Source organism: Moorena sp. SIO4E2 (assembly GCF_010671945.1).
GTDB lineage: Bacteria > Cyanobacteriota > Cyanobacteriia > Cyanobacteriales > Coleofasciculaceae > Moorena > Moorena producens.
The window spans coordinates 1-4,388 of the sequence record NZ_JAAHIE010000569.1; the positions used below are offsets into that span (position 1 = coordinate 1).

Annotated in this window: 3 protein-coding genes and 1 pseudogene; 1 reads left to right on the top strand and 3 read right to left on the bottom strand. The window is 44.6% G+C overall.

The window, feature by feature from the left end; all coding sequences use genetic code 11:
• Positions 1-146 precede the first annotated feature (146 nt).
• Complete coding sequence (cobA, locus tag F6K37_RS33145) at positions 147-1,808, bottom strand: uroporphyrinogen-III C-methyltransferase (protein ID WP_287254918.1); 1,662 nt, start codon at positions 1,806-1,808, stop codon at positions 147-149.
• A complete protein-coding gene (locus F6K37_RS33150; protein ID WP_287254920.1) occupies positions 1,805-1,996 on the bottom strand; it encodes a hypothetical protein in 192 nt (63 codons plus the stop codon). The genes cobA and F6K37_RS33150 overlap by 4 nt, the downstream gene beginning before the upstream one ends.
• Positions 1,997-2,973: 977 nt before the next feature.
• Here F6K37_RS33150 and F6K37_RS33155 point away from each other — a divergent pair.
• Positions 2,974-3,480, top strand: coding sequence for a hypothetical protein (locus F6K37_RS33155; protein WP_008188763.1), 507 nt, complete (start codon positions 2,974-2,976; stop codon positions 3,478-3,480).
• Between the two features lie 624 nt (positions 3,481-4,104).
• On the opposite strand, the pseudogene F6K37_RS33160 reads toward F6K37_RS33155, so the two are convergent.
• Positions 4,105-4,388 (bottom strand): annotated as a pseudogene (locus tag F6K37_RS33160) (DNA-binding protein); the annotation flags it as partial.

The following is a 4,388-nucleotide window of genomic DNA, read 5'->3' on the forward strand; positions in this document are numbered from 1 at the left end:
TCTTGACCTTGGCGAATTTAATTCGCCAAGGTCAAGCGCACCTGTTGCTTTTTGGGCGAGTTGTCGCCCCCCCAGACTTGATCTAATTTAATTCTTGGGGTCTCGATTTTGGCTTGTTGTGAGTTGTGGGATTCCATGAAATCACATTATCTCTGCTTTTCTGTCTTTCCCCCTCTCCCAGTCTCCCATGCCACAATCGCCTCAGTTAAACCTTCTAAAGTATATTCAACTGCTTCTACATCTACCCTGCCTAGCAACTGGCGACAGCTTTCGGATGTTTGGGGACCAATCGAAGCGATACAGACATTGTCTAAAAGGGAATGGAGAGTTTTTAAGGGTGGAGATTGTTCGCCGTCGGCACTAGAGTAGGCTTGGTTAGTTTCCGTGGAAGAGTTAAAAGCTTGTTTGAGAAGTTTGTAAAAATTCTTGACGGTTTTAGAACTAGCAAAGGTAACAATATCTATTGCTCTCTGTTGCCAAGCATCTAAAATAGCAGGAGCCATGTAATCTGGACAACCAGACTCATAGGCAGCAACTTCTACTACTTGAGCACCTTTTTCCGTTAGTTCTTTTACTAATACTTCTCGCCCACCGGTTTCCACTCGGGGGAAAAGCACTTGTTTGTTAGTTAAAGACTCTGGAAAATGTTCCACCAAAGAATCAGCCACAAAGTTTGGTGGGATAAAGTCCGGTTGTAAATTGTGTTGTTTCAGACTCGCGGCAGTTTTCTTACCCACCACAGCAATCTTAATCCCGACTAAGGCACGGGCATCTTTGCCATTATCCAGTAATCGTTTAAAAAAGTAATCGACCCCATTGCTAGAGGTGAGAATCAACCAATCGAAGTTAGCGAGATTAGCGATCGCATAATCTAATCCAGCCCAACTGGAAGGAGGCGTAATCACCAAGGTGGGCATTTCGATAATAGTCGCTCCTTGTTGTGCCAGGAGCTGGTTAAATTTTTGGGATTGACTAGCGGAACGGGTAACTAAGACAGTTTTTCCAGTAAGCGCCTTAGTAGTTTCGGTTGCCCCTTGAACCTTGTCTTGATAACCTTCACTCTGCGACTGGTCTTGATCAGCTAATCCCATAGATGCCCTTAACCCCACTACTTCACCAACTACAATTACCACAGGAGAGAGGGAGATACCAAGGGTTTGGTTTACAATAGTGCTTAAAGTACCCAGCCAAACCTGTTGCTGGGGGCGTCCACCATTCCGAATCAGAGCAATGGGAGTCTGATGCGATCGCCCATAGCGTTGCAGCTGTTGGACAATTTCTGCTAGATGACGCCCTCCCATTAAAATCGCCAAGGTGTCAATTCTTGCTAGTGCTTCCCAATCTAGTTGCTCTGGCTGATGAGCAGTGACAACGGCAAAGCATTTGCTCAAAACTGAATCTGTTAAAGGAATTCCGGCTAGTAAGGGAGCGGCTAGGGCTGAGGAAATGCCTGGTATCACTTCAAACTGACACTCAGCAGCAATCAATGCCTGAATTTCTGAGCTAGAGCGCCCGAAAATAAACGGGTCACCACTTTTTAGCCTTACGACTTGCTTGCCTTGTCGGCATTGGTCTACTAGTAGTTGGTTAATCCTAGCTTGGGGTGTAGAAGGGCGTCCACCCCGTTTCCCTACATGGAACAGTTGACAATCACAGGGCACCAGTTGCAATAAAAGGGAATCTACGAGAGCATCATAGACCAACACTTGAGCTTGAGTCAGCAGTTGTTGCCCCCTTACGGTTAAGTAGTTAACATCTCCTGGACCAGCACCTACGATGTAAATTTTTCCCTTTTTGTGATTAGTCATTCCTCTTGCTCAATCGGCACACTTATATCGAAAACTATTAGAAACTTAGCATCAGGCACCAGCTGTTTCAGGGTCTGCAAATAACCTTTGGCATCATAACAGTTGGGGAACCGAGCGAAAACGACTGGTGGCATCGGTGGTAATAGCCTAATCATGACCCATGGGTATAGGCTTGGACTATCGGACATAATATGAAGTTATCTCCTTTACTTTAAGGGGTACCCAGAGCCAGCCTTCGCCCTAGCAAGTACGTCAGGCTGGCTCTTCCCGTGGATTTGAATGTCCACGGTTTCATTGTAACATAAAAATCTTAATATTATAGCATATTTTAAAAACTTTTGTAACAAATTATTGAAAGAGTCGGCAGAGGTACAGTTTGATCGAATTGGGAAGTTTGTTCGGGTAGCGTGGCCTACGGCCAGGGGAAAAGAATACCCCATCCTCCAAAATCAGAAGCGTTTAGATGGAGGGGAACAGGAATGGAACCAAGTTGACTTATAAATTTGTCTGTTATAGTACTTAGTTCCCATGATAGGAATGCAGACATTGCTAATACCGAAAATATTCAAGCTCCGATAATACCCAGTTTCTCTGATGAATTTATTTGTCCCGGTAAACCCAGTTACCAGTCTTAAAAACAATGTTATAAACAACGCAAAGTAGCGGATTATCTATTGAGGATTTCGGCTCTAATGGCAATATATTGGTGCATCTCATATTTGTAAAAAAGAAGGGGAGTGTGGGGCCTGGGCGCGGGGAGTGTGGGAAGTGTGGGAATTTTCGCGGGAATTTTTGCCTAATTCCAAAAGCGATGCAGCGCGGTCTTACAGATAAATAGTTGACTTGTGATTGTGATCCGTGTTAAATTCAGCCGGTTGATCATTCAGGAGGGCAATCACTTTGTTGATAAGCAATCAATAGCTCCAGAGAAAACCGAAGGAAGACCCAACCCAAAAAACCGATCCGGGATGCAAACCCCATCCAACATGGGGGCGTCTACCTCCCAGTAGCAATTGATAGTGATGGGATATCCGTGCCACCCACGCTCTTGCACGTTCGCATTCTTAGAACCGATAGCACAGAGGAAAACCGTGGAGCCCGCATTGGTAAATGAGAATGCCGTCAGTCAGATATTGTTTGATAACCAAAAAGAGAGCAAAAAGAAATGACGAATAGAATCGGCCAAGCAAAACAAATAGTAGCAGCGTTTATCCTGGGTATGTTACTGCTATTCACCGAAGGGTGTGCGGTAGAGGGCGACTTCTCCGGATCCCTAATTCCGGGCGACTCCTCCCGACCCCTAATTCCGGTGAGTTCGTTACACCTGGAGAACGGTAAATACGAATATGTCGATAGAGGTTTTAATCCCCCAGTAAGTAGCATAGATTTCTTTTCAAATTCCAGCATAACCATAACGAGCGAAGATGGATGTGCCGATCAACTTTACACAATCAATGCCACCCTGGGAGGAATGCCACTCATCCCCCAAGGGCTAACAACAATACAATGTGGAATACCAAAGGTATTAGGACAAGATCTAAGCATCCCCCTCAATACAGGCAAAGTAGCCCTCAGTATAGGTAAACCAGGCCTAAGAATTACAGTACAGAGCAATAAAGGCAAAGATGAGGATATAAAAATCATCGAACAAAGTCACTATATCCTACACTGACCTTGACGGGAGCATCCCATTTTGGAAAAAAGGGGAAACTTATTGGCGATTATAACTCGCCAATAATAACCTAACTTAGATATTTTCTTGCTCCGAGTCGAAAGAAATATCTAGGGCATGTCGTCAGTTAAGCCAGATGACGGAAGCGGCGAGATGAATGGCTCCGATGAAAATTGCGAGCTGTTTTATCATAGGGAGTTGCATTTTTCGACGCCATGTGGTAATTAATTCTCAGAACTGAACTTCTGATCACTGGTAATTACCCCCGTGTAAAGGCGGGTCCAAAGGAGCATCGCTTCTAGTTTCCCCCGATCACTGGGAAAACCCACTGGAGAAAGGTTTTAGGGGGTGAGGTTTTATTCGTATGAAATCAAAAACGCCTAATATCTGGACGGTAGAAGGGGTAATGCGATCGCGCTTCTTTGAAGGAGTATTATTTACATCGGGCAAACCAAGTTTTTCGACTTTTCTTTTTCCTTAGTTAACGGCTGATAGGTCTTGTGAGCATAGGGCTCATATCCCTCAAAACCTGAATAAGTCATCTTACACAATAACCGAGACTTGAGCGGAGAAGGAGGTAAATTTACCGTAAGCATTCAGCAGTCAGCCGTCAGCCGTCAGCCGTCAGCCATTCGCTACGCGAACAGTAGTGTGGCCATAAGCCATAAGCCATAAGCCTTTAGCTGATAGCTGATAGCTGATAGCTGATAGCTGATAGCTGATAGCTGATAGCTGATAGCTGATAGCTGATAGCTGATAGCTGATAGCTGATAGCTGATAGCTGATAGCTGAATGCTTACAATTTACCTTTGCTACTTTCACTTCTACTAAACCTGGATCATGCCTTAAAATATCAAGTATATCCTGTGACAAGTAGCGGGGACAATACCCTAGGTGATAATGATCTT

Coding starts and splice junctions, on each gene's coding strand:
- cobA (WP_287254918.1), bottom strand. CDS start 1,808: ATGACTAATCACAAAAAGGGAAAAATTTACATCGTAGGTGCTGGTCCA.
- F6K37_RS33150 (WP_287254920.1), bottom strand. CDS start 1,996: ATGTCCGATAGTCCAAGCCTATACCCATGGGTCATGATTAGGCTATTA.
- F6K37_RS33155 (WP_008188763.1), top strand. CDS start 2,974: ATGACGAATAGAATCGGCCAAGCAAAACAAATAGTAGCAGCGTTTATC.